Origin of the sequence: Streptomyces sp. NPDC058308 (assembly GCF_042880275.1) — a bacterium.
Taxonomy (GTDB): Bacteria; Actinomycetota; Actinomycetes; order Streptomycetales; family Streptomycetaceae; genus Streptomyces.
This window is the reverse complement of sequence record NZ_JBHVZA010000027.1, coordinates 17,056-42,926: the sequence shown is the minus strand read 5'-3', so window position 1 is coordinate 42,926 and position 25,871 is coordinate 17,056. Positions and strand designations below refer to the sequence as shown.

At 71.1% G+C, this 25,871-nt stretch carries 24 protein-coding genes; 14 read left to right on the top strand and 10 right to left on the bottom strand.

The features are described from left to right. Positions 1 to 63 precede the first annotated feature (63 nt). Positions 64 to 591 (bottom strand): ArsR/SmtB family transcription factor, encoded by a 528-nt coding sequence (locus ACFVYL_RS30085; protein ID WP_389721452.1) that lies wholly within the window; start codon positions 589 to 591, stop codon positions 64 to 66. Between the two features lie 58 nt (positions 592 to 649). Between ACFVYL_RS30085 and ACFVYL_RS30080 the strand changes: the two genes are divergently transcribed. Beyond that, positions 650 to 1,603: a S41 family peptidase gene (locus tag ACFVYL_RS30080; protein ID WP_389721450.1), complete on the top strand. Its 954-nt coding sequence runs from the start codon at positions 650 to 652 to the stop codon at positions 1,601 to 1,603. Between the two features lie 68 nt (positions 1,604 to 1,671). On the opposite strand, the gene ACFVYL_RS30075 is transcribed toward ACFVYL_RS30080, so the two are convergent. Next, positions 1,672 to 4,467, bottom strand: coding sequence for a hypothetical protein (locus tag ACFVYL_RS30075; RefSeq protein ID WP_389721448.1), 2,796 nt, complete (start codon positions 4,465 to 4,467; stop codon positions 1,672 to 1,674). 205 nt (positions 4,468 to 4,672) lie between these two features. On the opposite strand from ACFVYL_RS30075, the gene ACFVYL_RS30070 reads away from it, so the two are divergent. From ACFVYL_RS30070 to ACFVYL_RS30060, 3 genes are all read left to right on the top strand, one after another. Next, positions 4,673 to 5,116: a DUF3093 family protein gene (locus tag ACFVYL_RS30070; RefSeq protein WP_389721446.1), complete on the top strand. Its 444-nt coding sequence runs from the start codon at positions 4,673 to 4,675 to the stop codon at positions 5,114 to 5,116. Between the two features lie 75 nt (positions 5,117 to 5,191). Then, on the top strand, positions 5,192 to 6,109 hold the full coding sequence (locus ACFVYL_RS30065) for a pyridoxal-phosphate dependent enzyme (RefSeq protein WP_389721444.1): 918 nt from the start codon (positions 5,192 to 5,194) through the stop codon (positions 6,107 to 6,109). 244 nt (positions 6,110 to 6,353) lie between these two features. Then, a complete protein-coding gene (locus ACFVYL_RS30060) occupies positions 6,354 to 6,794 on the top strand; it encodes a subtilase-type protease inhibitor (RefSeq protein WP_389721442.1) in 441 nt (146 codons plus the stop codon). A 176-nt stretch (positions 6,795 to 6,970) separates the two neighbouring features. Here ACFVYL_RS30060 and ACFVYL_RS30055 read toward each other — a convergent pair whose 3' ends face one another. From ACFVYL_RS30055 to ACFVYL_RS30045, 3 genes are all read right to left on the bottom strand, one after another. Then, positions 6,971 to 7,393 (bottom strand): hypothetical protein, encoded by a 423-nt coding sequence (locus tag ACFVYL_RS30055; RefSeq protein WP_389721440.1) that lies wholly within the window; start codon positions 7,391 to 7,393, stop codon positions 6,971 to 6,973. A 192-nt stretch (positions 7,394 to 7,585) separates the two neighbouring features. After that, a complete protein-coding gene (locus ACFVYL_RS30050; RefSeq protein ID WP_389721554.1) occupies positions 7,586 to 8,461 on the bottom strand; it encodes a TauD/TfdA dioxygenase family protein in 876 nt (291 codons plus the stop codon). Between the two features lie 302 nt (positions 8,462 to 8,763). After that, the gene (locus ACFVYL_RS30045; RefSeq protein WP_389721438.1) at positions 8,764 to 9,621 is read right to left on the bottom strand and encodes an SAM-dependent methyltransferase; all 858 of its coding nucleotides are present in this window, start codon (positions 9,619 to 9,621) and stop codon (positions 8,764 to 8,766) included. A gap of 276 nt (positions 9,622 to 9,897) precedes the next feature. On the opposite strand from ACFVYL_RS30045, the gene lpdA reads away from it, so the two are divergent. From lpdA to ACFVYL_RS30015, 6 genes are all read left to right on the top strand, one after another. Continuing rightward, positions 9,898 to 11,301: a dihydrolipoyl dehydrogenase gene (gene lpdA, locus ACFVYL_RS30040; protein WP_389721436.1), complete on the top strand. Its 1,404-nt coding sequence runs from the start codon at positions 9,898 to 9,900 to the stop codon at positions 11,299 to 11,301. 237 nt (positions 11,302 to 11,538) lie between these two features. After that, complete coding sequence (locus ACFVYL_RS30035; protein WP_389721552.1) at positions 11,539 to 11,883, top strand: hypothetical protein; 345 nt, start codon at positions 11,539 to 11,541, stop codon at positions 11,881 to 11,883. A 264-nt stretch (positions 11,884 to 12,147) separates the two neighbouring features. Beyond that, positions 12,148 to 13,677 carry an MFS transporter gene (locus ACFVYL_RS30030; RefSeq protein WP_389721434.1) on the top strand — a complete coding sequence of 510 codons (1,530 nt, stop codon included), beginning with the start codon at positions 12,148 to 12,150 and terminating at the stop codon, positions 13,675 to 13,677. 175 nt (positions 13,678 to 13,852) lie between these two features. Continuing rightward, complete coding sequence (locus tag ACFVYL_RS30025; RefSeq protein ID WP_389721432.1) at positions 13,853 to 14,269, top strand: YciI family protein; 417 nt, start codon at positions 13,853 to 13,855, stop codon at positions 14,267 to 14,269. Next, on the top strand, positions 14,263 to 15,498 hold the full coding sequence (locus ACFVYL_RS30020) for an RNA polymerase sigma factor (protein ID WP_389721430.1): 1,236 nt from the start codon (positions 14,263 to 14,265) through the stop codon (positions 15,496 to 15,498). The genes ACFVYL_RS30025 and ACFVYL_RS30020 overlap by 7 nt, the downstream gene beginning before the upstream one ends. A 170-nt stretch (positions 15,499 to 15,668) precedes the next feature. Further along, positions 15,669 to 16,424 (top strand): sulfite exporter TauE/SafE family protein, encoded by a 756-nt coding sequence (locus tag ACFVYL_RS30015; protein WP_389721428.1) that lies wholly within the window; start codon positions 15,669 to 15,671, stop codon positions 16,422 to 16,424. Between the two features lie 39 nt (positions 16,425 to 16,463). On the opposite strand, the gene ACFVYL_RS30010 is transcribed toward ACFVYL_RS30015, so the two are convergent. Further along, a complete protein-coding gene (locus ACFVYL_RS30010) occupies positions 16,464 to 17,666 on the bottom strand; it encodes a PP2C family protein-serine/threonine phosphatase (RefSeq protein ID WP_389721426.1) in 1,203 nt (400 codons plus the stop codon). Continuing rightward, on the bottom strand, positions 17,663 to 19,270 hold the full coding sequence (locus ACFVYL_RS30005) for an ATP-binding protein (RefSeq protein ID WP_389721424.1): 1,608 nt from the start codon (positions 19,268 to 19,270) through the stop codon (positions 17,663 to 17,665). Before ACFVYL_RS30005 ends, ACFVYL_RS30010 begins: the two co-directional genes overlap by 4 nt. Before the next feature lie 106 nt (positions 19,271 to 19,376). Between ACFVYL_RS30005 and ACFVYL_RS30000 the strand changes: the two genes are divergently transcribed. Beyond that, positions 19,377 to 20,147 (top strand): response regulator, encoded by a 771-nt coding sequence (locus ACFVYL_RS30000; RefSeq protein WP_389721422.1) that lies wholly within the window; start codon positions 19,377 to 19,379, stop codon positions 20,145 to 20,147. Positions 20,148 to 20,368: 221 nt separating this feature from the next. Beyond that, a complete protein-coding gene (locus tag ACFVYL_RS29995; protein ID WP_389721420.1) occupies positions 20,369 to 20,647 on the top strand; it encodes a plasmid mobilization protein in 279 nt (92 codons plus the stop codon). Positions 20,648 to 20,663: 16 nt separating this feature from the next. Here the strand turns inward: ACFVYL_RS29995 and asnB are convergent, their stop codons facing one another. Together asnB and ACFVYL_RS29985 are read right to left on the bottom strand one after the other, a co-directional pair. After that, positions 20,664 to 22,505, bottom strand: a complete 1,842-nt coding sequence (gene asnB / locus ACFVYL_RS29990) for an asparagine synthase (glutamine-hydrolyzing) (RefSeq protein ID WP_389721418.1) — start codon at positions 22,503 to 22,505, stop codon at positions 20,664 to 20,666. A gap of 240 nt (positions 22,506 to 22,745) precedes the next feature. Continuing rightward, positions 22,746 to 23,321, bottom strand: a complete 576-nt coding sequence (locus ACFVYL_RS29985; protein WP_389721550.1) for a TetR/AcrR family transcriptional regulator — start codon at positions 23,319 to 23,321, stop codon at positions 22,746 to 22,748. A 164-nt stretch (positions 23,322 to 23,485) separates the two neighbouring features. On the opposite strand from ACFVYL_RS29985, the gene ACFVYL_RS29980 reads away from it, so the two are divergent. Beyond that, positions 23,486 to 24,430, top strand: a complete 945-nt coding sequence (locus tag ACFVYL_RS29980) for a DMT family transporter (RefSeq protein WP_389721416.1) — start codon at positions 23,486 to 23,488, stop codon at positions 24,428 to 24,430. On the opposite strand, the gene ACFVYL_RS29975 is transcribed toward ACFVYL_RS29980, so the two are convergent. Further along, the gene (locus ACFVYL_RS29975; RefSeq protein WP_389721414.1) at positions 24,381 to 24,623 is read right to left on the bottom strand and encodes a hypothetical protein; all 243 of its coding nucleotides are present in this window, start codon (positions 24,621 to 24,623) and stop codon (positions 24,381 to 24,383) included. The genes ACFVYL_RS29980 and ACFVYL_RS29975 overlap by 50 nt on opposite strands. Before the next feature lie 206 nt (positions 24,624 to 24,829). On the opposite strand from ACFVYL_RS29975, the gene ACFVYL_RS29970 reads away from it, so the two are divergent. Further along, positions 24,830 to 25,717: a Gfo/Idh/MocA family protein gene (locus ACFVYL_RS29970; RefSeq protein ID WP_389721412.1), complete on the top strand. Its 888-nt coding sequence runs from the start codon at positions 24,830 to 24,832 to the stop codon at positions 25,715 to 25,717. Positions 25,718 to 25,871 lie beyond the last annotated feature (154 nt).

The window sequence follows — 25,871 nt, the reverse complement described above, 5'->3', positions numbered from 1 at the left end:
CAAGCGGTGCCCGGTGGCCGGACCTGTCCCGTCAGTCGGTGCCCGGTGGCCGCACGTGTCCCGTCAGTCGGTGCCCGGTGGCCGCACGTGCTCGTACAGCGCCACCAGTACGCCGTGCACCGGCTGTTCGCCCTCGTCCTCCTCCGCCTCGTCGACCAACCGGGCGAGGGTCTCGGCGAGTTCGCGGGCCTTGTCGGGGCTGAGGCGCACATGGCGCAGGGACAGGGCCGTCTGCGGTGAGCGCGCCAGCTCCTGGGCCACGGCGCCGAGCATCGCGGCGGTCCCCTCGGCCCGGGGTTCGGCGACGGCCATGCGCCGGGCCACCCGCTGGTAGTACTGCTCCGTGCCGCCCCTGACCTTGCGCGTCTCGGCGACCTGCACGAGCCCGGCGGTGCGCAGCACCTTCAGGTGGTGGGCCACATTGCCCTTGCCCGCGTTCAACGTCGCCGCCAACTGGCTGATGGTGGCCGGGCGATGGCCCAGCATGAAGAGCAGACGCTGGCGCAAGGGGTGGGCCAGTGCGGCGTGCTGCTCGGGTGACTCGATCTCCAGGACCACATCGGGCGGGGACTGCTGGTGCTGCTCGGACATGCATCAAGTGTCCAATGTTCTTGACGCTTTGGGAAGAGGGCTGGTCTACTCCCCTGCCATGACAACCGCCTCGCCTGCCGTGCCCCCTGCCCCGCCCGCCAGAACCCCTGCCGCAGAGCAGTTCGGCGTCGCCTCCGTCGTCGAGGAGACCGCCCGACTCCTCCTGGACCACTACGTCTTCCCCGAGATCGCCGAACAGCTCGCCGCACTGCTGCGGCGCCGCCTGGCCGAGGGCGCGTACGAGGTCACCGCCCCCGCCGAGCTGGCCCCGCTGGTCACGGCGGACCTGCAGTCCCTGAATGGCGACCCGCACCTGCGCCTCAAGCACCACACCGAGCCGGTCCCCGCGGAGCAGGGGGCGGCCGCCCTGGCGGCCATGCGCACCGAGTTCGACTCCTCGCTGGGCGGTGCGCCCCGGGTGGAGTTGCTGCCGGGCAAGCGGGTCGCTCTGCTCGAACTGGCTCCGGCCCTGTTCCCTCTGGCCTGGGCCGCCGAGCCGCTCGGCGCCGCGCTCACCCTGGTCGCGAAGGCCGACGCCCTCATCATCGATCTGCGCGGGAACACCGGCGGAGACCCGGACACGGTCGCCTTCGTGTGCGGCCATCTGCTGGACGAGCGCACCCACCTCAACACGATGCACTGGCGCAGCGGTGAGCGCCTCGAACAGTCCTGGAGTTCCGCGCACGTGCCGGGCGCGCGCTTCGGGGGCAGCAAGCCGCTCTACGTACTCACCAGCGGGCGCACCTTCTCGGCGGCCGAGGAACTCGGCTACGACCTGCAGCAGTTGGGGCGGGCCGTCGTGGTCGGGGAGGCCACCCGCGGCGGGGCGCATCCGCGCGAGGGCTGGACGGTGCATCCGCATTTGGAGGCCACGGTCCCGGTGGGCCGGTCCGTCAACCCCGTATCGGGGACCAACTGGGAAGGCACGGGCGTGCGCCCGGACGTCCCCTGCGCCGCCGACGACGCACTCGACCGGGCGTACGCCCTGGCAGTGGCCCGGCTCGACGGTTGAGTCGTGCGTGGCCCGCGACGGCCGGCCCGGCGGGCGCTCCCGCCGGGCCGGCCGCGCTCGGCGACGCGCTACGAGGCGTCGCGCACCGTTCCGGTGACCACCGGGCCCGGCTGCGGCTCCCACCGCTCGTCGTAGACGGAGAGCCGGCCCTTCAATGACTCGTCCTGCTCGCGCACCGTGTCCTTGACGGTGGGCACGCGTATCTCCGTGCTCTTCTCACCCGCGGCCACGGTGAGGAACAGGCCCTCCTCCTTCACCATCTGCGACAGCGGCCGCTCCGGGCGCGGCGAGACACCGAACTTCTCCTTCACCCAGCGCGGGTCCACGTCCAGGGTGGACAACTCCTTGCCGCCGTCGACCGGCTGGAAGGCGAAGCTCGCCATCACATCCACGTCCACGGGCTCCGACAGCGTCATCCGCCAGATCAGCGGCTTGCCCTCGGTGACCCGGTCCTTGACGGGTTCGAGGGTGACCTTCGGCATGGGGTCGTCGTTCCGTGCCGTCACCCCGCCGCGGTGGGAGCCGACCACCGCGCCGCGCACCGCCTTGACGAGCGCGTCGTGTGCGACATCGGGGCCGTAGCGGGTGTCGCCGCGCACCTCGACCGGCACGTCGATGCGGTCTCCCGGGCGTACCGTCACCGTGCGGTGCTCGGCCTCGCCCGTGCGGGGGTCGGGCACGAACACCCGTACCTGGCCGCTGCCCTTGCCCGAGACGGACATCGGCACGCGGTAGGTGCGCACTCCCCGGTCGCCTTCCTTGACGGTCAGGCGGCCGACGTCGACGCGCGGCAGCTCGGCCGCCTTCACCGCGGGCGTGCCCGGGCGCCAGCCCCAGGCGTCCATCAGCCACGCCTTGCCGGAGCCGGTGCGCGGGGTGAGTTCGAGGGTCTTCACGTGCTTGAGGTCGAGCTTGCCGCGGACCGCCGCCGACAGCGGCACCCGCACCTCACGCCCCCAGTAGGAAGAGGTACGGTCGCTGCCCGGCAGCCCGTCGACGCGGACCCGGCCGAGCCCGGCCCGCTTTCCCGAGGCGTCGACGAGGGACACGTCGAGGCGGGTCCCGGTGGTGTTGGGCGGCACGATCACCCGCAGCGCCACATCCTTGGCACCCGCGAGGGAGACCGGACGCCCGGGGCTCACTCGCACCGGCACACCCGCCCGCGACCAGCGCATGGCCACGGCGTCACGGCCCGGTTCCGGCGAGACCTCCCAGCGGGCGAAGTGCGGCGAGGACCCGGACGTCCGGGGTGACAGGCAGGCGCGCGCCGGATCCGCGGGCACCTGGTCGCACAGCCGGGCGCCCTTGACCTCGGTCTTGGAGTCCGGCAGCAGGGCCCGCGTGCGGTGCGCGCCGACGGCATGGGTCAGCACCCGGGCGGGGCCTGCCGAGGGGGCACGCCGGTCGGAGCCGTCGAGAAGGGGGCGCACCCGGTCGTCGCCCGCGACGAACAGCCGGGCCGCCGCGGCTATGTAGGTGGCTCCCGCGGTCTGCTGCTGGGGAGCGGTCAGCCGCGTCCTGGTGCCCTTCGAGCAGACCGGGTCGGCCGGCCCGTCGGAGAAGAAGTCGTCGTCGGCGGGTGCCGTCGACTGGCCCGGGGTCCACTCGCTGTTGAAGAAGTTGTGGTTGGCGCCGACCATGTACACCGCGCTGTGCAGGGCGGCGCCGCGGCTGACGCCGCGCGTTCCGTCGACGTAGATCTCGCCCTGCAGGTCGGAGACGTCACCGTCGCAGCCCGGCAGGATCGTCATGGAGGGTACGTCGGGGGCCGGGTTCTGTCCGAAGACGGTGGGGCCTATCAGGACGTTGCCGCGTATCTTCCAGCGGACCGGCCCGCGGTACCCGTCCTGGTCGGCGGGCGGCCGGTACAGGCTGTCGAGGGCTGCGCGGTTGACGCCCTCGCCGCCCCGCGAGTGTCCGACGAGCAGGACACGGGACAGGTCGGCCGGTGCGACGGCGCGCACCGCGGCCGGAGCGGTGGACCGCTTGTCGGCCCACTGCGCCCAGCGGGCGAGGTGGAGTCGCACCAGTGAGGAGCGGGCCTGCGCGCCACCGTCCTCGGCGGCGTCGTCCTGTCCGTTGATGCCGTTGGCGGCGATGGACACGGTGACGTACCCCTGCGAGGCGAGGAGTTTCTGGGCCCGCAGGTAACCCGCGTGGCTCGGCACCGGTTTCGTGCCTCCCGTGCAGGGCCACCCCATCCCCTGCCCGTCCCCGGCGCCGTAGCAGGTGTAGTGGCGGCCGTGCAGGAAGAGGGCGAGCGGCCGCTTCCCCGGCGCGTCGACGGGGCCGACCACGTTGGCCCGCATCTCCACCGGGGCGGGGAAGCCGGGAAGCCGTACCGACTTGAGCGTGTAGTCGCCGGTGACGGTGCGGTAGCGGCCAGGCACTCCGGGGTCGACCTTGTTCGCGGGGGGCGTCGCGGGCCGTGCGGCCGGAGCGGGCCGCGGGCCGCGCGCGTTCGCCTCGGCACCGGCCTCGTCCAGGCGGCGTCCGGCGGCAAGGACCTTCAGTTGCTTGCCGGAGCCGAGGCGCGCGCCGTGCAGCGGCAGCCGGAACGAGCGCCGGTCCTGCGCGGCCACGGGCCGGCCGAGGAGCTTGTCGCCGGAGTAGAACTCGACGCGCGCGTCCCCCATGGGGACGGGGTCGGGCGAGGCCCACACGAGTTGGTTCCCGGCGCCCTCACCCGCCAGCCGCCACCCCTGCGGCAGGCCCTTGCCGTCGTCGCCCGCCGACGCGGGCGCGGGGGGTGGCGCGGGTACCGGCGGATCGGCGGTCGGCCCGGCATGCGCTGCGCCCGGCGAGACCGCCGCGAGCGCGAACACCGCCAAAGCCGTGGTCGCCACACGTGCGACACGTCTCAACGTGGTCCTCCTCGTCATCACTCACATCAGGGCACGCTTTCGAACTCGCGTGCCCCGCCTACTCCTTCGATGACGGGAATCGATGGTCAGGAGTTGCCTCTCGGCACACGGCTACCGCAAGAGACGGGTGGTAGCCATGAGATGGGGCACTTCTCATGGGAACCCCCCGTTGGGCGGGGCCCGCCCTGCCTGCCAGGATGCGGTCATGCACATCTACGAAGAGCGGCTCAGCGTGCCCCGCTCCTGGTGGGGGCTGATCGCGCTGGGCGGAGCCGGGCTGGGGATCGGGGCGATCCCCTTCGGCGTGATCGTCGCGGTGACGGCGGCCACGGTCGGTATCGCGGTCTCCGCCGCGCTCGTGCACGCCCACGGAAACGTGCGCATCCTCGTCACGCCGGGCACCCTCGTGATCGGCAAGCGCGCCATCCCCATCGAGGCGCTCGGCGCGACGGAGATCCTCGACGAACGGGAGGCCTTCGAGTGGCGCACGGTCAGGGCGAATCCGTACGCGCTGCTGCTCCTGCGCTCCTACGTCCCGACCGCGCTCCGCATCGAGCTGCGGAACTCCTGGGGAGGCGCGCCGTATGTCTATGTGTCGACACGTCAGCCCATGAACCTGGCCGCCGTGCTGGCGTTCTCCCGCGGCTGACCGGCGCCTACCGGCCTCCGCCGGAGAACGGCACATCACTGGACCGGAGTGCGGCCTGGCCCGCACGCTGGTCCGGTGATCTATCCAGAGACCGACTCCGAGGCCGGATCCACCTCCCCCCTCCCCTGGTACACACGCCCCGCCGCTCGCGCGTGGACCTGCGCCCCTCCCCCGGCAGACGCCCAGCACTTCCACACCTCACTGCCGGAGTACGCGCCCACTCCCCTGCATGAACTCCCCTTCCTCGCCCGGGAGTTCACGGTGGCGAGGGTCTTCGTCAAGGACGAGTCGACGCGGCTCGGCCTGCCCGCCTTCAAGGCGCTCGGCGCGTCATGGGCGATCCACCGGATCCTGGCGCGCGAGCCGAACGGCGGGCGGGACACCGGCGACCGGCCCGTGCGCCTCGTCACCGCCACCGACGGCAATCACGGCCGGGCGGTGGCGCGGTCCGCCCGGCGCCTCGGACGGCAAGCACACGTCTTCGTCCCGGACGGCGTGCATCCCGCCGCGGTGGCGGCCATCGAGCGGGAGGGCGCCGAGGTCACGACCGTGGCCGGACCGTACGACGCGGCGGTGCGCGCGGCGCGGGCCGCGGCCGAGGCACCCGACGCGGTGCTCGTCCAGGACATGGCGTGGGACGGGTACGAGGAGATCCCGGCGTGGATCGTCGCGGGCTACGCGACCCTGTTCGCCGAGGTGGACGCCCAACTCGACGCGGCCGGCGCGCAGTCGCCCTCCTTGGTCGCCGTCCCGGTGGGAGTGGGTTCGCTCGCCCAGGCCGCCGTCACGCACTACCGCGGCGGGCGGACGGCGGGCTCCGCACCCGGCGAGGCCCCTGCGCGCGGTGCTCACCGGCCGGGGCGGCGACGAGCGCCGCACCTCTCTGGGGATCGCCCCCGAGGCGACCCTCGTACTCATCAGCACCGAGGGCACCGACGCCAATCCACAGCGGCTTCACCGATGATTTCCGGTCGATGCGGATCGTCGAAGTAAGAACCAATTTTCCATTTACGCAGGTCAGAAGTTGGTTCCGACTTATACCAATCGCCAAAGTCCATATGCTGGACAGGTGGCGCGAGGCCCTCGCCACTGCTCCTGAGCTGCCCGAACGCCCGTACGGGAACCGCTCAGCGGACCGGCGCATCCGGAAATCGACCATCCACATGGCATTCACTCTCCGCACAGGCAAGACTCCTCAGCGCAGTCACCAACCGCATCGATCGAAGGAGAGTCCACCATGCGTCGCACCCTCAAGGCCGTAGGAGCTGCCGCAGCCGCGGCGACCTGCGTCCTCGCCGCGACAGCAGGCACCGCGCAGGCCGAGGCCCCGAAGACGAGGAGCCTCCACGCGCCGTCCGTCCTGGTGTTGTCGGTCGGCCAGGGCGAGGACGCCGACTCCGCCACGGTGGAGCGCGCCGTGACGCTCACCTGCGCGCCGCGCCCGTCCGGAAGCCACCCCGCGCCGGCGGCCGCCTGCGCCGAACTGAGCAAGGTGAACGGCCAGTTCGCCATGCTCGTCGGCAGCACGACCGACGCCATCTGCACCAAGGAATGGCGGCCCGTCACGGTCGCCGTCACCGGCGTCTGGAACGGCAAGCACGTCAGCTGGTCCGAGACCTTCGCGAACCAGTGTGAGATGAAGGCTGGTCTCATGGAGGGCGCAGCACTGTCCTTCTGACAGATCAGGCCCTGAAACCACACTCAGGGGAGTCCCGGTGACCTTTCGTGGGGGAAGGCTGCCGGGACGCGGGGCGGCCCCCGGTGTCGGGCGACACCGGGGGCCGTAGTGTTTTCACCCAGCCGCAGCGCGGCCGCCGTCCGGGGCAGGTTCGGGATGTGCGGGCGGCTCGACGTCTACGACGTGGCCTGAGCTCTCGGCGCCCGGCTCTCCCGGCCCTGCTCGGCGAGTCTGCTCAGCACCCGGGTGCGCAGCAGTTCGTACTCCTCGCGGCAGCGGCGGATCTCCGGGGGCCGGGTGACCGGAACGCCGTCCGTCACGGTCTCGCCCGGCAGGAACTGCCCGCGGGTGAGGTCGATCTCGAAGCCCGACGCCAGGCGGTTCCACCAGTGGTAACCCGTCCGCTCACCACCGACGTGGACCTCACCGAGTATCAGCTCGCCGCCCAGCAGATCGTTCAGGACGAGAGCGGTGACGCCGCACTGGTCCCGCTCCGGGTTGTCCGCCGGCCATGTCTCGCCGGAGCCGGGGTCGGCGGTGTCCGCGCCCCAACTGTCGCGCAGCGCCCTCTCGATGTCGGTGAGTCGCAGTGGTGTCATGCCGTTCACCCTCGCACCCACCGCTGACAATCACGCGTCGTCCCAGGTCACGACGGGCCGCACCTGCGCAGGGGCGCCCCGCCCGGCTCGCCCTTCACGCTCATATCAGTAGGACTCCTCCGGTCAAGAGGCGCTCGGCAGGCGGGAGCCGGACCGCGGGCGAGGGAGCCGCGCCCGCGGTCCGGGAGGGCCTCAGTAGGGGCGGTCGCCCGCGATGGCGACGCGCTCCGCGACCCGGCGGTGCGGGGCGTAGTCGTCGACGGCGTAGTGCTGCGTGGCGCGGTTGTCCCAGAAGGCGATGTCGCCCTGCTGCCAGTGGAACCGCACCTGGTACTCCGGCACGTGGGCCTGCCGTACGAGGTAGCCGAGCAGACGGTCGCTCTCCTCGCGGTCCATGCCGACGATGTGCGTGGTGAAGGAGGTGTTGACGAAGAGCATCCGCCGCCCGGTCTCCGGGTGCGTACGCACCACGGGGTGGGTGACCGGCGGGAAGCGGTCCTGGAGCGGAGCGAGCTTCTCGGGACCGTAGAACCGGGTGAAGCCGGGGATGAAGTCGTGCACCGCGTGCGCGCCGTCGATGCGGGCCTTGACGGTGTCGGGGAGGTTGTCGTAGGCGGCCGCCATGTCCGCCCACATCGTGTCCCCGCCGAACGGCGGCACCTCGTGCAGCTGCAACACCGCGCCCAGCGCGGGGCGTTCGCGGAAGGTGACGTCCGCGTGCCAGACGTTCTCGTAGGTGGGGATGGCGCTGCCGCCCTTGTCGAACCGGACGACGTCGTCGGCCGAGCCGCGCGCGAGCAGGGGGTTGGTCTCCAGGTCGCCCCAGTTGAGGGCGAAGGCGCGCTGCTGCTCGGAGGTGATGCGGGCGCCGCGGAAGAAGAGGACCTTCCACTCCAGGAGTGCGCGGTTCAGCTCGTCACGCAGGGCGGGCGTCAGCGGGCGCGCGAGGTCGGCGCCGCGGATCTCGGCGCCGATGACGCGGCCCAGCGGTACGACGTCGAAGAGCTCGTAAGGGTGCTCCTGCCAGCCATCGGGCAGGCGGCGCAGGGTGCGGCGGCCCTCGTACATGCCGTCGGCGGGTATGCGGGCTTCGCGCAGGGAGTGGGCAGCGGGGAACTGCGGTGCGGCGGTCATGGGGTCTGATCCTTCGGAGTGCGGGAACGGGCGGTCGGAGCGGACTCCGTACATCTGCGGTCGGAGCGGACTCCGTACAGCTAGCGGCCCGATCGCTCGCACCCGCGCCGCCAGGGGACGTCGAACGTCCGTACCGCGGCGGTCAGGTGCTGGATCATGGTCGTCATTGTGGGGTGCCGGCCGCCCCCGGTCAACCGCCCGGGGGCAGCCGCCGGGGCGACCGGCTCGCCGCCGGTTCAGCCCCGCGGTTTGCGCAGCACTCCCCCGTACTCGTAGATCCCCTTGCTGGAAGCGGTCACGCCGAGATACGGCTCCAGGTCCGGGTCGACCGGGGCGAGTGGCGGCTGGTCGGGGTCGGGGCGCCAGTCGACGAGGTTCACCACGCCGGGCTCCACGGGCTCAAGCCCCTCGAGCAGGACGTCGACTTCGGCGGGCGTGCGGGTCTGCCAGGGCACGCCGCCCCCGGTGATGTGCTCGGTCATCGCCGCGCCGCGCTCGGGGTCGTCGGCGACGACCTGCGAGAAGCTCACGTGGCTGCCGGGCGCCGCGCGGTCGATGATCGTCCGCAGGATGCGGGACGGCTCGTCGGCGTCGGTGAGGTGGTGCCCCACGGAGAGGAAGAGCACGGCGACCGGCTCGTCGAAGTCGATGAGGCGCGCCACGTCGGGGTGGTCCAGGATCGCCTCCTGGTCGCGCATGTCGCCCATGATGACCGTCGTGGAGGAGTCGTCGGCGAGCAGGGCGCGGCCGTGTGCGAGGACGATCGGGTCGACGTCCACATAGACGACGCGGGCGTCGGGGGCGAAGCGCTGGGCGACCTGGTGGACATTGTTGTCGGTGGGCAGTCCGCAGCCCATGTCGATGAACTGGCGGATACCCGCCTCACGCGTCAGATAGCGCACCGCGCGGAAGAGGAATTCGCGATTCTGTCGGCAGATGTCGACGACCTCGGGGAACGAGGGCACGGTGGAGAGCATGAACTGCCGGTCCACCTCGTAGTTGTCCTTGCCGCCCAGCATCCAGCCGTACCCTCGCGCCGAGGTCGGGACGTCGTAAGGAATGGACATCGCCTCGGCCTGATTCTCACTCTCCACAGCGCGTTCTCCACCTCTCCCGTGGCATTTACGGAACGTGTTCTCGGTCGCGACACTAGCCCGTGATCCACGTTCGGGTGAACGAACTGTCGAATCTCCAACACACTTAGGGGTACGGGGGGTTGGGGCCCCTACGGGTGACGTTCCGGCCTGGGTCACCGGTGCGGACTGTGGCGTGCCCCACCCGCCGCCCGTCCGGGCGCCCGCATGGCGGATGATCGTGGCAGAGAGCCATCCGCACCACTGGATTCGTACCACCCAGAGAGGACCTCCCCCATGGAAGACCGCTTCGACGTCGTCGTGCTCGGAGCAGGACCCGGCGGCTACGTAGCCGCCATCCGCGCCGCCCAGCTGGGCAAGCGGGTGGCAGTCGTCGAGGAGAAGTACTGGGGCGGTGTCTGCCTCAACGTCGGCTGCATCCCGACCAAGGCGCTGCTGCGCAACGCCGAGCTGGCCCACCTCTTCACGCACGAGCAGAAGACGTACGGCATCAAGGTCGACGGGCAGGTGTCCTTCGACTACGGCGAGGCGTTCAGCCGCAGCCGTACCGTCGCGGACGGCCGGGTCAAGGGCGTCCACTTCCTGATGAAGAAGAACGGCATCACGGAGTTCGACGGCCGGGGCACGTTCTTGGACGCCAACACCCTGCAGGTGGCGAAGTCCGACGGCACGACCACCACGATCGGCTTCGACAACTGCATCATCGCCACCGGAGCCACCCCCCGCCTGCTGCCCGGCACGAGCCGCAGCGAGCGCGTGGTGACGTACGAGGAGCAGATCCTCGCCGACACCCTGCCGCGCTCCATCGTCATCGCGGGCGCGGGCGCGATCGGCATCGAATTCGCGTACGTCCTGCACAACTACGGCGTGAAGGTCACGATCGTCGAGTTCCTTGACCGGGTCGCGCCGCTGGAGGACGCGGACGTCTCCAAGGAACTGGCCAAGCAGTACCGCAAGCTCGGCATCGACGTACTGACCTCCACGCGCGTGGAGTCGATCGACGAATCGGGTGAGCAGGTCAAGGTCACCGTCACCGGCAAGGACGGCAAGCAGCAGATCCTGGAGGCCGACAAGGTCCTGCAGGCCATCGGCTTCGCGCCGAACGTCGGCGGCTTCGGCCTGGAGGCGACGGGTGTGGCGCTCACCGAGCGCGGCGCGATCGACGTCGACGGCCGCTGCCGCACGAACGTCCCGCACATCTACGCCATCGGCGACGTCACCGCGAAGCTGATGCTGGCGCACACCGCCGAGGCCATGGGTGTCGTGGCCGCGGAGACCCTCGCGGACGCCGAGACGATGGAACTCGACTACCCGATGATCCCGCGCGCGACCTACTCGCAGCCGCAGATCGCCAGCTTCGGCTGGACAGAGGCGCAGGCCAAGGAGAAGGGCTTCGACGTCAAGGTCGCGAAGTTCCCCTTCCAGGCGAACGGCAAGGCGCACGGGCTCGGCGACACCGTCGGCTTCGTCAAGATCATCAGCGATAACCAGTACGGCGAGATCATCGGCGCCCACCTGATCGGCCCCGACGTGACCGAGTTGCTGCCCGAGCTCACCTTGGCCCAGCAGTGGGACCTGACCGTCCACGAGGTGGCGCGCAACGTCCACGCGCACCCGACGCTGGGCGAGGCCGTCAAGGAAGCGGTGCACGGCCTGGCCGGCCACATGATCAACTTCTGACGTCCGCCGGGCGCCCCGCCACGGCCCCGAGCCACCTCACATCCGGTGGCCCCCGTGGCGGGAGCGCCCGGCCCCGCCGGTCCTGCGCAGAACACGACTGATGTGCCTCGCGAACAGACCCTCAGGGCGACCTCGCTGTTCTTCCAGCAGACCGGCAGCCGGCCCGGGCCGATGCTCACGCTCCCCGCAATCATGTAGGTGTTCGCGGTCGCGCTCGGTACGGACTACAACATCCTCATGGTGTCGCGGCTGCGCGAGGAGGCCCGCGAGGGCCGGAACCCGCACGACACCGTGGCACGGCGATACGCCGCTCGGGACCGACGATCGTTCGGCGGGCGTGATCCTCTCAGCGGGCGCGATCCTCGCGGGGACGTTCGAGACGCTGATGCCCGTGGGGGCCTTCGCGACGCTGATGCCCGCGGGCAATTCGACGCTCCCCCCAGAGGGGCTTCTCGCTCTCCTTCGGCATCGCCGTCGCCCTCCCGTGCCACCTTCCGACTTGCATTCAGAGCGAAAGTGTGGACACATCTCCGACCCTCCCTTCGCATTCTTTGCTCACAGCCAGAACGAGAATGCAAGTGAAATCGATAAAGCCCGCGAAAGTCGTAGCCTAGGAAACGACGGGAAAAGTCAAGTCCGCCGACGACTTCGGTGAGGGCTCGCCAATCTAGGCATCTACCAGCGGCTATTGGGTGTTAGGGTTTCCTCTCGTCCCGGGCCGGGCCGTCCTTTCACGCTTCTTCACAGCGGTTCGCCATGGCCCCTCGCACCGAAATGGAAGCGGCACTTCCATGCCTGTTCTCCATTCCGGTGATACGTGTCCAAGCCTCGTTCTGGAGCTCTTTCATGTCTGCTGACAGCACAGCTGTCACCGCCCCCGTACCGGCGGACGCCCCCGGTGCCGCGCCCGGCGGCCGGCACCTCGGCCTGGCCCTCTTCGTGATCGCCGCGGCCCAGCTGATGGTGGTGCTCGACGGCACGATCACCAACATCGCCCTGCCCAGCATCCAGACCGCCCTCGGCGTCTCCGACGCCAACCTGGCCTGGATCGTCAACTCCTACGCACTGGCCTTCGGCGGGCTGCTGCTTCTCGGCGGCCGGGCCGGAGACCTCTTCGGCCGGCGGCGGATGTTCCAGGTGGGCATCGCCCTGTTCACCCTGGCCTCCCTGCTCGGCGGCCTCGCCCCGAACGAGGGCCTGCTCATCGGCGCCCGCATCCTGCAGGGTGTCGGCGCGGCGATCGCGGCGCCCAGCGCCCTCTCCCTGATCGCCACGACCTTCCCCGAGGGCAAGCCGCGCAACAAGGCGATGGGGGTCTACGCCGCGATGGCGGGCATCGGCGCCACCGTCGGCCTGCTCCTTGGCGGCGTCCTCACCGACGCCCTCGACTGGCGGTGGGTGTTCTTCGTGAACATCCCCATCGGCCTGGCCGTGCTCGCCGGGACCAGGACGCTCGTCGAGGCCGAACGCCACCGCGGCCGCCTCGACCTCCCCGGCACCATCACCGGCACCGGTGGCCTCATAGCCCTCGTGTACGGCATCACCCGCGGTGGCGAGCACGGCTGGACCGACAGCCTGACCCTGTCCTGCTTCGCCGTCGCCGCCGTCCTGCTCAGCGCCTTCCTGCTCGTCCAGAGCCGCACCGCGGACCCGATGATGCCGCTGCGGCTCTTCAAGGACCGCAACCGCTCGGGGTCGTACGCCACGATGCTGTTCATCGGCGCCGGCATGATGGCCACCTTCTACTTCCTCACCCTCTACATGCAGCTGATCCTGGGCTACAGCGCGGTCAAGACCGGATTCGCCAACCTGCCGTTCAGCCTCGGCATGGGTGTCGCGGCCGCACTCAGCGCCAAGCTGGTCACCCGCCTCGCGCCCAGGGCGATCGCCGGTCCCGGCCTGCTGGTAGCGGCCGTGGGCATGTTCTGGTTCGCCACGCTCACCCCCGACTCGTCCTACGCCGGGCACCTGATGCCGGCGATGTTCGTGACCGCGCTCGGTCTCGGGATGGGCTTCGTGCCGATGACGCTGGGCGCGGTCAGCGGTGTCGACGACCAGGAGACGGGCATCGCGTCCGCGCTCCTGAACACCGCCCAGCAGATCGGCGGCGCCCTCGGCCTCGCCGTGCTGGCCACCGTCTCCACGTCGGCGGCCAACGACCGGCTCCCCGACGCGGCCGCCTCGTTCTACCGGGGCCTGGCCACCGATGACCACGGCCTGGTGGCCAAGGCGGCCGAGGCGCTGACCCACGGCTACACCCTGGCCTTCGTCGGTGCGGGCATCATGTTCCTGGCCGGCCTCGCCGTCACCGTGCTCGCCATCACCGCCGGCAAGCAGGAGACCACCGAGGGCGCGGCCCCCGTACACATTGGCTGAACCCGCCGCAGGGAGGATTTCGCCGCCGTCCGTCGAGAGGATTTGTGCGTCAGTCCCTTCCGCCGCCCTGTCCCGGAACTTTCTTCCCGAGGGCTGTCGAGAACGCGCAGTCCGCTCCGACGTCCCCTGTGAAAGTCACCCCCGAGGAGTGACGGCGCAACTGAGGAGCGAAGCCATGAAGTATCTGGTGATGGTCCAGGGATCGCAGGCCGACTACGAGGCGATGACGGGCAAGCCCTCCGAGGGCCGCCCGGCCTGGAGCGAGAAGGAACTGCAGGCGATGTTCGCCTTCATGGGCGAGATCACCAACGACCTCGCCGAGTCCGGTGAGCTCGTCGACGCGCAAGGCCTCACCGAGCCCGCCCAGACCCGGTTCGTCAGCGCGGACAAGGACGGCAGGCCCGTGATCACGGACGGCCCCTACGGCGAGACGAAGGAAGTGCTCGCCGGGTACTGGCTGGTCGACTGCGAGAGCCTGGAACGAGTCACGGAGATCGCCCAACGCGTCACGCGGTGCCCCGGACCCGAGGGGCTCGTCGAACCGCCCGTCGTGATCCGTCCCGTCCAGGACTCCTCGGGAGGCGAATGTTGAGACGTACGACCGAGGCCGAGGACCTGCTGCGGCTGCACGCCCCGCAGGTCCTCGGCGCGCTCGTACGCCGGTACGGACACTTCGACGCCGCCGAGGACGCCGTACAGGAGGCGCTGCTCGCCGCGGCCCGGCAGTGGCCGGAACAGGGCCTTCCCGACAATCCGCGGGGCTGGCTGATCAAGGTCGCCTCGCGCCGCCTGACGGACCAGCTGCGCGCCGACGAGGCACGGCGGCGGCGCGAGCAGGACGCCGCGCTGCTCACGCCCAGGGACGCCTTCACCGCTCCCCCACCGGGCGAGAGCCGCGCCCCGGCCGACGACGACACCCTCAGCCTGCTGTTCCTGTGCTGCCACCCGGAGCTGACCGCCGCCGCACAGGTCGCCCTGACGCTGCGCGCCGTCGGCGGCCTCACCACGGCCGAGATCGCCCGCGCGCATCTGGTGCCGGAGGCGACCATGGCCCAGCGGATCAGCAGGGCCAAGGGGAAGATCAGGGGCACGCCCTTCAAGCAGCCCGGCCCCGAGGACCGCGACGCGCAGCTCGCGGCCGTCCTCCAGGTGCTCTACCTGATCTTCAACGAGGGATACACGGCCACGGTCGGCGACGCGCTGCACCGCGCGGACCTCGCCCGGGAGGCCATCCGCCTGACGCGCTCCGTGCGCCGCCTGCTCCCCCACGAGGCGGCGGTGACCGGCCTGTTGGCGCTGATGCTGCTCACCGAGGCGCGCTCGGCCGCGCGGACCGGGCCGCACGGCGAGCTGATCCCGCTCGACAAGCAGGACCGCGGCCGCTGGGACCGGCGGGCGATCACCGAGGGAACGGCCCTGGTCGAGGAGGCGCTCTCCCAAGGCCCGCCGGGCGTCTACCAGTTGCAGGCGGTGATCGCGGCGCTGCACGACGAGGCCCCGAGCGCGGAGGCCACCGACTGGCCCCAGATCCTCGCCCTGTACGACCACCTCGTGCGCCGCACCCCCGAGCCCATGGCCGCGCTCGGCCGGGTCGTCGCCTGTGCGATGGTGTACGGGCCACAGGCCGGGCTCGACCAACTGGCCGCGCTGGAACGCCACCTGACCGGCCATTACCGGCTGGCGGCCGTGCGGGCCCATCTGCTGGAGAAGGCGGGCGACACCGAAGGCGCCCGCGCCGCCTACCGGTTGGCGGCCCAGGGCACCCTCAGCGGCCCCGAGGCCCGCTACCTGCGGACACGCGCCGCCAGGCTGTCCTCCTGAGCGATTCAAAGCCGCGCCTTGGAGGGATGCAAGGAAACCCTAGGATTGACTTGGGTTTTCACCGTGCACCAAGATCGCTTCCAGTACGGGCGGCTGCCCGGCGACGGGTGTCCGCCCGGGGGCCACGGCTCCCGGAGAGCGGCCCGGTGACGCGGCAGGAAAGGTGACGTGTGGAAGCGCTCGAAATGGTGGCTGTCGGAGCCGCCGGTGTCGCGGCCGGCGGACTCAACGCGGTGGTCGGGTCGGGCACCCTCATCACCTTCCCCACCCTGCTGGCCTTCGGCCTCCCGCCGGTGCTCGCCAACGTGTCCAACAACCTCGGCCTGGTGCCGGGCACCCTGAGCGCCGCGTACGGCTACCGCCGGGAGATGAAGGGACAGTTCAGGCGCCTGGTGCGGTTCGGCACGGCCTCCCTCATCGGCGGTCTCACCGGCGCGCTGCTCCTGCTGCGGCTGCCCGCCGACGCCTTCCAGGCGGTGGTCCCGGTCCTCATCCTGACCGCGTGCCTGCTGGTCCTCCTGCAGCCCCGCCTAGCCCGCAGGCTCAAGGGCCGCGAGAACGGCGGGAAGAAGGACGGCGGCATACCGATGTGGTGCGGGGTGCTCGCCACGGGCATCTACGGCGGCTACTTCGGCGCCGCCCAAGGAGTGCTGCTCATGGGCCTGTTCGGTGCCTTCCTCCTGGACGACCTGCAGCGCCTGAACGCCGCGAAGAACGTGCTCGCCTCCCTCGTGAACGGCGTCGCCGCGATCCTCTTCATCGTCGTCGCGGACATCGACTGGACGGCCGCCGGCCTGATCGCCCTCGGTTCGACGGTGGGCGGCCTGGTGGGCGCGCGCTTCGGCCGGAAGCTGCCGCCGGTGGCGATGCGCGCGTTCATCGTCGTGGTGGGGGTCACGGCCTCGGTGATCATGATCGTGCGCTGAACCATAAGCCGTCGGCCTCCTTTCAGGACGCCGCCTCCTTCAAGACCGGTGCGTGCCGCCCCAGTCGAGGCGCAGCACGGCCAGGTCGTCGGAGTGCCGTCCGGCGTTCAGGGCGTTCGTCTCCTTGATGAGGAGGTCGAGGTGGGTGGCCGGGTCCGTCGGCGGCAGGCTGTCCATCAGGGCGAGCAGATTCTCGACGCCGAGCCGATCGCCCTGTGTCCCGTTGTGCCCTTCGGTGAGGCCGTCCGTGTAGACGGTCAGCGCCCCTTCGGGCGGCAGGGAGACGACGGTGGAGGGCCAGCCGCGCAGGCCGGGAGCGATGCCCAGGGCGATGCCGTGCGCGACGGTCAGCTGCTCGGTTCCCCCGGCCGTGGTGAGGAGGGGTTCGTGGTGGCCTGCGAGGTGCAGGGTGACCGTGCCCGCGTCCTGGTCGAGGGTGAGGAGGGTGCAGGTGGCGAAGAGAGGGTGCCTGCCGCGTTCGGCGATCAGGATGCGTTCCATCAGGTGCAGGAGATCGTCGCCGCGGTGTCCGCCGAGTATGAGGGAACGCCAGGCGATGCGCAGGCAGACCCCGAGTGCGGCGGCGTCGGGGCCGTGTCCGCTGACGTCGCCGACGACGGCGTGGAGCAGCCCGTCGTCCCCCTCGACCACGTCGAGGAAGTCCCCGCCGAGCAGGGTCATGGCGGCGCCGGGCAGATAGCGCGTGGTCACTCGCACCGTGGACGTGTCGAGCATCGGCTGGGGCAGGAGGCCGCGTTCCAGGCGGGCGTTCTCCTCGGCCCGGAACTGGGCGGCCTGCGCCTCGGCGTTGGCGCGTTCGGTCCTGCTCCGGTAGACGGCGTAGCGCACCGTCCGGCGCAGCAGGTCCGCCTCGACCTTGCCCTTGACGAGATAGTCCTGGGCCCCGGCGGCCATCGCGTCGGCGCCCGCCTGGGCCTCCGACATCCCGGTCAGGACGATCACCGCGGTGCGGGGGGCCGTGCCGCGGACGGAGACGAGCGCGTCTATGCCCGAGACGTCCGGCAGGTGCAGGTCGAGGAGGATGCAGTCGACCGGCCCCGCGGCCAGTGCGGTGCGGGCCTCGGCCAGCGTGGCGCGCGTGGTCAACTCGAAGCGCAGCCCCGTGTCGTGGAGGAGCTCCTCGACCAGCAGGGCGTCGCCCGCGTCGTCCTCGATGAGGAGGATGCGGAACAACGGCTCCTCGACGGCCATGGGCGGACCTGCCGTGGCGGCTGCGCTCATCGTGCCTGCTCCAGGTCGGAGCGGCTGGCCTCCGGCAGATCGAAGAGGCCTGGGGCCTCCGCCGGTTCGGGTGCCAGCGTGAAGACGATGCGCGCCCCGCCGCGGTGGTCCGCGTCGATGGAGATGGTGCCGCCATGGAACTCGACGATCTTCTTGCACATCGCGAGGCCGATCCCGCTGCCGCTGTAGGCGTCCTTGGTGTGCAGCCGCTGGAAGATCACGAAGACCTTCTCTGCGTACTCCGGTTCGATGCCGATGCCGTTGTCGGTGACGGTGAAGGCCCACAGGTCGCCTTCGCGGGCCGCCGTGACGTGGATGCGCGGCGCGGTGCCGGGGCGGCGGAACTTGACCGCGTTGCCGATGAGGTTCTGCCAGAGCATGCCCATCTGGGTGGGGTCTGCGACCAGGGCGGGCAGCGGGTCGTGGGTGATCTCCGCCCCGGACTCCTCGATGCCGACGCTCAGTGCGGACAGGGTCTGTTCGAGGACCTTCTCCAGGTCGACCCTCTGGTGGGCGTTGTGCATCCGTCCGACCCGGGAGAAGTCGAGCAGGTCGTTGATGAGGATCTGCATGCGGTTGGCGCCGTCGACGGCGAAGTCGATGTACTGGTCGGCCCGTGCGTCGAGCTGTCCACCGTACCGGCGCTGGAGGAGCTGGGTGAAGCTGGAGACCTTGCGCAGCGGTTCCTGCAGGTCGTGCGAGGCCACGTAGGCGAACTGCTCCAGCTCGGCGTTGGAGCGCTGGAGGTCCGCGGTCTGCGCGTCGAGGCGCAGGCGAGCCTCCTCCGCGAAGGCCAGCTCCCGCACCAGCCGCCTGCGCATGAAGTCGATCTCGCCGCTCAGCCGCCGCAGGTCGGCGGGTCCTGTCGGGGTGATGGGATGCTCGAAGTCGCCGCCGGCGATGAGGCGGGCGTCGGTGCCGAGTTGCTCAAGCGGCCGGTTGATGCCTCGCCGCAGCCCTTCGAAGACCAGGGCCGCTAGGACGAGGATGAGTACCGCGATGCTGGTGAACACCCAGTTCCGCAGGGACAGTGTGGCCATCAGGTCGTCCCTGGCCCGCTGGCGGTCCGCGCGCAGATGTTCCTGCTGGCTGCTCAGCGCCGCCCGTACGGCGTCGAAGGCCTTCTTGCCCTCCGCCGCCCGTTCGGTGGCCAGGTCGGAGGGGGCGCCGGGCGGCTCGGCGGCGATCGGGCGGGCGATCCTCCTCTGCCACGTCGCCGCGGCGGCCTGAACGGCCCGAAGATCGTCCATCCTGGCCGAGTCGCCGTCTATCAGTGCGGAGAGGCGCCTGCTCTCCGTACGCTGCCGGGCGAGCCCCTGCTTGTAGGGGGTGATGAACTCCGGGGCGCCGGTGAGCCCGTAGCCGCGGATCCCTGTCTCCTGGTTGAGCAGGGCCGACTCCAGGCGGATCGAGCGGGTCACCGCGGGGGACCGCACGTCCACGAGGTCGTCGCTGATCGTCTGGCTCCTGCCGAGGACCCAGGCGCCGGCCGCCCCGAGCAGGGCCAGCACCGCCAACGACGCTGCCACGCCTACGCGAAGCCAGCGCCGGGTCGTCCACGCAGAAAGCCCGCGCGCAGTCGTCGGTCTCTCCTCGCCGGTCATCGTGTGGGCTCCTCCATGGTCCGGCCGCTCTCGATCGCGGCCAGGACACTCTAGAGGTCGACAACCGTTGTTGTCGCGACCGCACTTGGGACCTATGGTGCGGGGTATGCCAGGCAACGACTTCGTGCTGAGGACCGGTGCGCGGGAAACGGCCGCCATCGTGGAGGCGGCGGTCGACGATGTTGCGCGGCGACTTGTACACCATCTGCTTGACGGCCCGCCGGACCCGGCACCGGACGACCCGGCGCAAGCTCTGGCGCTGCTCCACCTGTTGGACCAGGCCCGCCGGGCCACGGAGCGGCTCCAGCGCGAGGCGGCCGCGACCGCGGCTCGCGCGGGCGCGGGCTACCCGCAGCTCGGTGCCGCCTGCGGCATGACACGTCAGGGCGCCCGGCGCCGCTGGCCGGGGCTTTTCCAGTACTCCAACGAACGACCAACGGAGCATCCGATGATGACCACCCCCAGCCGTCCCTTCGACGTTCTGCTCGTCGAGGACGACATCGCCGATGCCATGCTGATCCAAGAGGCACTCTGCGAGCGTGGGGCCCGCAACCTGGTCCAGGTCCCCGACGGAGTCGCCGCCCTGGAACACCTGCGGGATCCGGGCACCCCGCGGCCCGACCTCATCGTCCTGGACCTGAACATGCCCCGCATGAACGGTCGCGACCTGCTGAAGGTCCTCAAGTCCGATGAGGATCTGCGCGCCATTCCCGTGGTGGTCCTCACCACGTCCGCCGCCCCGGACGACGTGACGGGCGCCTACAGCAGTCACGCCAACGCGTACGTGACCAAGCCCGTCAACCTCGAGGAATTCGAGCAGGCCGTCCAGAGCATCGACGCCTTCTACCTCGACACCGCCACCCGGCTCCGCCCCTGATCCCGCCCGCCCGGCGTTACCCGGCTCACACTCGCGGCCCCCTCACCTGGGCACCCCTTCCCATGGTTTACTATTGAACATGTTGTGGTCCCGACCGAGATTCCCCCGTCCGGTCGGGGCCACACTCCATTCATGAGGGCCTCTTCCCCTGTTTTCACGCCTTCGAGGGCGAATATGCCAACCGCACCGCGTCACACACGCCCGGGCGGCATCATGCGTCCATGGACGGTGCCAAGCCTGTGCAGGTCTTGTTCACGCCTGACGAGTACGCCGCGATTCTGCGTCACGCGGATCAGCTCGGGATGCCGGTAGCCGAGTTCATCCGCCGCGCCGTGACCGTCCGGACCGAGGAACGGCCCGGCCCGTGCCAGTCGTCCGACACCCGGCGCGGAGCGGCCGTGCCGCCGGTCAAGCGCGGCCTCGGCCCGAGCGGGACCCCCGCGCTCCAGCGGTTCCTCGACACCATCGCCGCCTCCGCGGAGCCGGACGACGGACGGTGAGGGACCCCCGGAAGGCTCAGGTGAGAACGATCTCCGGCTCGTACAGGTCGAGCCAGAGCGCCAGGTCGAGCGTCCGCTCCAGGTCGCGCCGGGAGGCCTGGGTGATCTGCGGCGCCTCGCGCTCGGCGGCCCGCTCCGCCCGCTCCCGGTCCACCAGCGCGAAGACCGGGTGGCCGGGCCGGGCGAGCAGGTCCTTGACGTGCTTCTGGAGAGCGACCGCGTACTGCGGGTCCTGCGTCGAGGGGTACGGGCTCTTCACCCGGTCATAGACCGACTGAGGCAGCACATCGGCCGTCGCCTCGCGCAGCAGGCTCTTCTCCCTGCCGTCGAAGGACTTCAGCGACCAGGGGGCGTTGTACACGTACTCCACGAGACGGTGATCGCAGAAGGGCACCCGCACCTCGAGGCCGACGGCCATGCTCGCCCGGTCCTTGCGGTCGAGCAGGATGCGGACGAACCGGGTCAGGTGCAGATAGCAGATCGTCCGCATCCGGAACTCGAACTCGCTCTCGCCGTCCAGGCGCTGGATGTCGGCGACGGCCCGCGCGTAGCTGTCCTCGACATAGCGGGGCAGGTCGAGCGCCTCCTTCACCTCGGGGCGCAGGACCCCGGAGTCGTCGCCGAAGTGGTCGGCGAACTTCACCAGCCAGGGAAAGGTGTCGGCCGAACGCGCCGCCTCGTCGAAGAACTGGAGATAGCCGCCGAAGACCTCGTCCGCCGACTCACCGGAGAGCGCGACCGTGGAGTGCTCGCGGATGGCGCGGAACAGCAGGTAGAGGGAGGCGTCCATGTCGCCGAACCCCATGGGGATGTCCCGGGCGCGGATCATCTTGGCGCGCACGTCGGGGTCGGCGAGGGCGTACGAGTCCAGGACGATGTCGCGGTGCTCGGTGCCCGCCGCCTTCGCCACGTCGTGCACGTACGGGGTGTCGGGCGTGCCGCGCAGTTCGTCGGCGACGAAGTTGTCCGCCTGGCCGACGAAGTCGACGGCGAAGCTGCGTACCGTCTCGCCCGCCTCCGCCAGCTGCCGCGCCGCCAGCGCCGTCATCGCCGAGGAGTCGAGGCCGCCGGAGAGCAGCGTGCAGCGCGGCACGTCCGAGACGAGCTGGCGGCGCACGATGTCCTCCAGGAGCTCCCGCACCTTCGCCACGGACGTGTCGCGGTCGTCGGTGTGCGGCCGCGTCCGCAGGGTCCAGTAGACCTGCCGGCGCAGGCCCGAGCGGTCGACCGTCACGACGGTGCCGGGCTCGACCTCGCGCATGCCGTCCCACACGGCGTGGCCTGGCGTCTTGACGGTGGCGAACAGCTCCCGCAGCCCGTCCAGGGTGACCCGACGGCGGGCCAGCGGGTTGGCGAGGATCGCCTTGGGCTCGGAGCCGAACAGGACGCCGTCGGAGGTCTCGTAGCAGTAGAAGGGCTTGATGCCCATACGGTCGCGGATCATGACGAGCTTGTCGTCGCGGGCGTCCCAGATCGCGAAGGCGTACATGCCGTTGAGCCGCTCGGCGAGGGCCTCGCCCCATTCGAGGTAGCCACGCAGCACGACTTCGGTGTCCGACTCGGTGGTGAACCGGTGGCCGCGGGCGGTCAGTTCGCTGCGGAGCTCGGTGTAGTTGTACGTCTCTCCGGAGTAGACCAGGGCGACGGTACCGGTCGGCGTCTCGACCGTCATGGGCTGGCGCCCGCCGGGCAGGTCGATGATGGCCAGCCGGCGGTGCCCGAGGGCGGCGGGGCCGCCGGTCCAGGTGCCGCGGTCGTCGGGGCCGCGGCAGGACATCGTCTCCGTCATGGCGTCCAGGGTGGTGGACTCGGCCGTCAGATCACGGTCGAAGGAGACCCAGCCGGTGATGCCGCACATGCGTTTTCCTTCCGCTCGGCGCACTAGATGTATCTAGCACCTACCTGTGCAGCGTGCTCCCGCGACCGCGTACGGTCAACGCCCTCCGCGACGCAGCCCTTACGTCCACCCCAGCGGTTTCAGCCGCTCTTTACCAAGACCGGCAGACGTGCCGTGACGGCGTCCAGTCCGGTCCGGTCGACTGACGCCGGGGCGGCACGCCTCACGGAACGAAGCATTCCGGCCACGGGCAAAAACTTGTCAACGATCCCCTGGCGCCCACTCCTCGGCACCGCGCAGCAGCGCCTCCGCGTCCGCCCGCGCCTGATCGAGGGCGCCGGGGAAAATATGCAGGCCGTGCGCCACCAGGCCACCTTCGTGCAGCAGCATCAGCGTCCGGCCCAGCCGGGTCGCCCCGCTCGGGGCGACCTTCTCGGCGAGGCCGGTGAAGAGTGCGAGCATCCAGGCCTTCTGGCCGGTGATGACCGCGTACGCGGGGTGGGCGGGGTCGCTGATCTCGGCGTGCGCGTTGACCATCCCGCACCCCTTGGCGAGCCGCCCCTCCGCCCAGTCCCGAGCGGCGTCGAAGACCGCCAGGATCTGGGCGTACGGCGTGGCGGCGGCCTCCACATACGGGGCGAGGAAGGCCCGCCAGCGCTCGTCCCGGTCGGCGAGGTACTCGACGACGATCTGCTCCTTGGAGCCGAACCGGTCATAGAGGGTCTTCTTCGTCACCCCGGCCTCGGCGGCGATCAGATCCACGCCGACGGCATGGATGCCCCGCTCGTAGAAGAGCCGCCCAGCCGCGTCGAGGGCGCGCCGCGCCCCCGGAGTCATGGTGATGCGCCGCGGCGCCGCGAGAGCGCCATCCGTCCCGCGCCCGTTCTCGGTCACTTCAGTCATAACCCCATAGTAAACCGATCTGTATACTCGGTCGCCAGGTAGACAGATCGGTTTACTCGCCCGCCTCTCGGGCGCGGCTCGCACGACGGGAGGAATCCATGAACGTCCTGCTCTCGACCGCCTTCGTGCTGACCTGGAGCTCCGGGTTCATCGGGGCCAAACTGGGCGCGGGCAGCGCGTCCGCGGTGACCGTGCTGATGTGGCGCTTCCTGCCGCTGGCCGTCGCCCTCGGGCTCGTCGCACTGCTCTGGGCCCGGGCCTCCTGGCGGGGCCTGACAGCGCGCGACGTGGGCCGGCAGGCGGCCGTGGGAGCGCTGTCGCAGAGCGGCTACCTGCTCACCGTGTACTACGCCATCCAACTCGGCGTCTCCAGCGGTACCACCGCCCTGATCGACGGCACCCAGCCCCTGGTGGCGGGCGCCCTCGCCGGGCCGCTGCTCGGCCACTACGTCTCCCGCACCCAGTGGGTCGGCCTCGGCCTCGGTGTGACCGGAGTCGTCATCGTCACCGCGGCCGACTTCTCGGGCGGCGGCGACGCCCCGTGGTGGGCCTACGCGGTGCCGTTCCTCGGCATGTTCTCGCTGGTCGCCGCGACGTTCCTGGACCGGTGCGCGACCCGCGCGGTCGCCCCTTCCGTGTCCCTGACGGTCCACTGCGTCACGAGTGCCGTCGTCTTCACGGGGCTCGCGCTGGCGTCCGGCGCCGCGACGCCCCCCGCCGAGACGTCCTTCTGGGCGGCGATCGGCTGGCTGGTGGCGCTCTCCACGTTCGGGGGCTACGGCCTGTACTGGCTGATCCTGCGCCGCTCCGGAGTGACCCAGGTCAATACGCTGATGTTCCTCATGGCGCCGGTGACGGCCCTGTGGGGTGCCCTGATGTTCGGTGAGCCGTTCGGCCCGCAGACGGCGACCGGACTCGCCGTCGGCCTCGCGGCCGTGGTGGTCGTGCGGCGCGGCGCCCGGTCCCGCCGGGCCGCCGCACCGGCGGCACGGTCTACGGAGGTGTCAGGAAAGCCTGCACCGCCGGTGCGTACCGGCCGGTGATCTCGCCGATCTCGGCACCCCGCACGTGCGGGCCGCGGGCGATGCCGTACACCACGCTGAGTCCGAGCAGCATGCCCACGGCGAGTTCGGCCCGAGGTGCCGCGCTCGCCGTGGGCCCGTTCGATCCCGCCATGGCCACGGCGAGACGGGCGCGCGGGCCCCTCGCGTCACCCGGTACCGGAACGTTCCCCATGACGTGTCCCCCGCCCGCCTGAGGTGAATTCGAATTCACCGTCGTGGGTGAATGGGCATTCATCCCGAGGAATTCGGAATACGTCCGGCGCGTGTGCGGCCCGCCGCCCGCCGCCCGCCTGGATGGTGCCCGTCAACCGCCCTGCCGGACAAGGTGGTTACCGCCGGGCAGGTCCGCGCCGGGCGGTGTCGGTCATACTGCCGCCCATGAACCGACTCCGCATCGGCCTGGTGGGCACGGGCCCCTGGGCCACCGCCACGCACGCCCCCGCGCTGGCCCGGCACCCCGGCGTCGACCTCAGCGGGGTCTGGGGCCGCCGCCCCGAGGCGGCTGCCTCGCTCGCCGCCGCGCACGGCACGACGGCGTACCCGGACGTGGACCAGCTGTTCGCCGCGAGTGACGCCGTGGCGTTCGCGGTTCCGCCCGATGTGCAGGCGCCGCTCGCCGCGCGCGCCGCGGCGGCCGGCTGCCATCTGCTGCTCGACAAACCGGTGGCCACGACGACGCGTGGGGCACGCGATCTGGTGGCGGCGGTCGAGCGTGCCGGGGTGGCGTCCGTCGTCTTCTTCACGCTGCGCTACGCCGCCGTCAGCGCGGCCTGGGTGACGGAACAGGCCACCACGGGCGGCTGGTTCACCGGCCGCGCCGACTGGTACGGCTCGTTCTACGCCCCGGACGGCGGTGCGGAGTTCGCCTCCCCGTGGCGGGCGAGCCGGGGAGGACTGTGGGACGTCGGCCCGCACGCCCTGTCGATGCTGATCCCCGTCCTTGGCGACGTGACCGCTGTGACCGCGGCGTCCGGCCCCGGTGACACGGTCCACCTGATCCTGCGGCACACCGGCGGGGCGTCCAGCACGGCGACGCTGAGCCTCACGGCGCCGGCCAAGTGCGCGGGGCTGACCGTGGAGTTGCGCGGTGCGAGCGGGACGGTCGTGCTGCCGACGTGGGAGGAGTCGGGCGACGCGTTCCGGACGGCCGTCGACGAACTCGCCGTGCGCGCGGACAGCGGCCGGGCACATCCGTGCGACGTGCGGTTCGGCCTGCGGGTCACGGAGATCCTGGCGCGGGCGGAGGAGCAGATCACGGCCACGTGAACGCCCGGAACAACCACGGGCGGTCGGTACCGTGGCCGCTACGTAATGGCGAGTGACGGCACCGACCGCAGCCGGTGGCCCTATGAAACCGGCGCGGGAAGAAGAGCTGTGCGGTCCCGCACTGCTCTGATTCCGACCACGCAGACCGGAATAC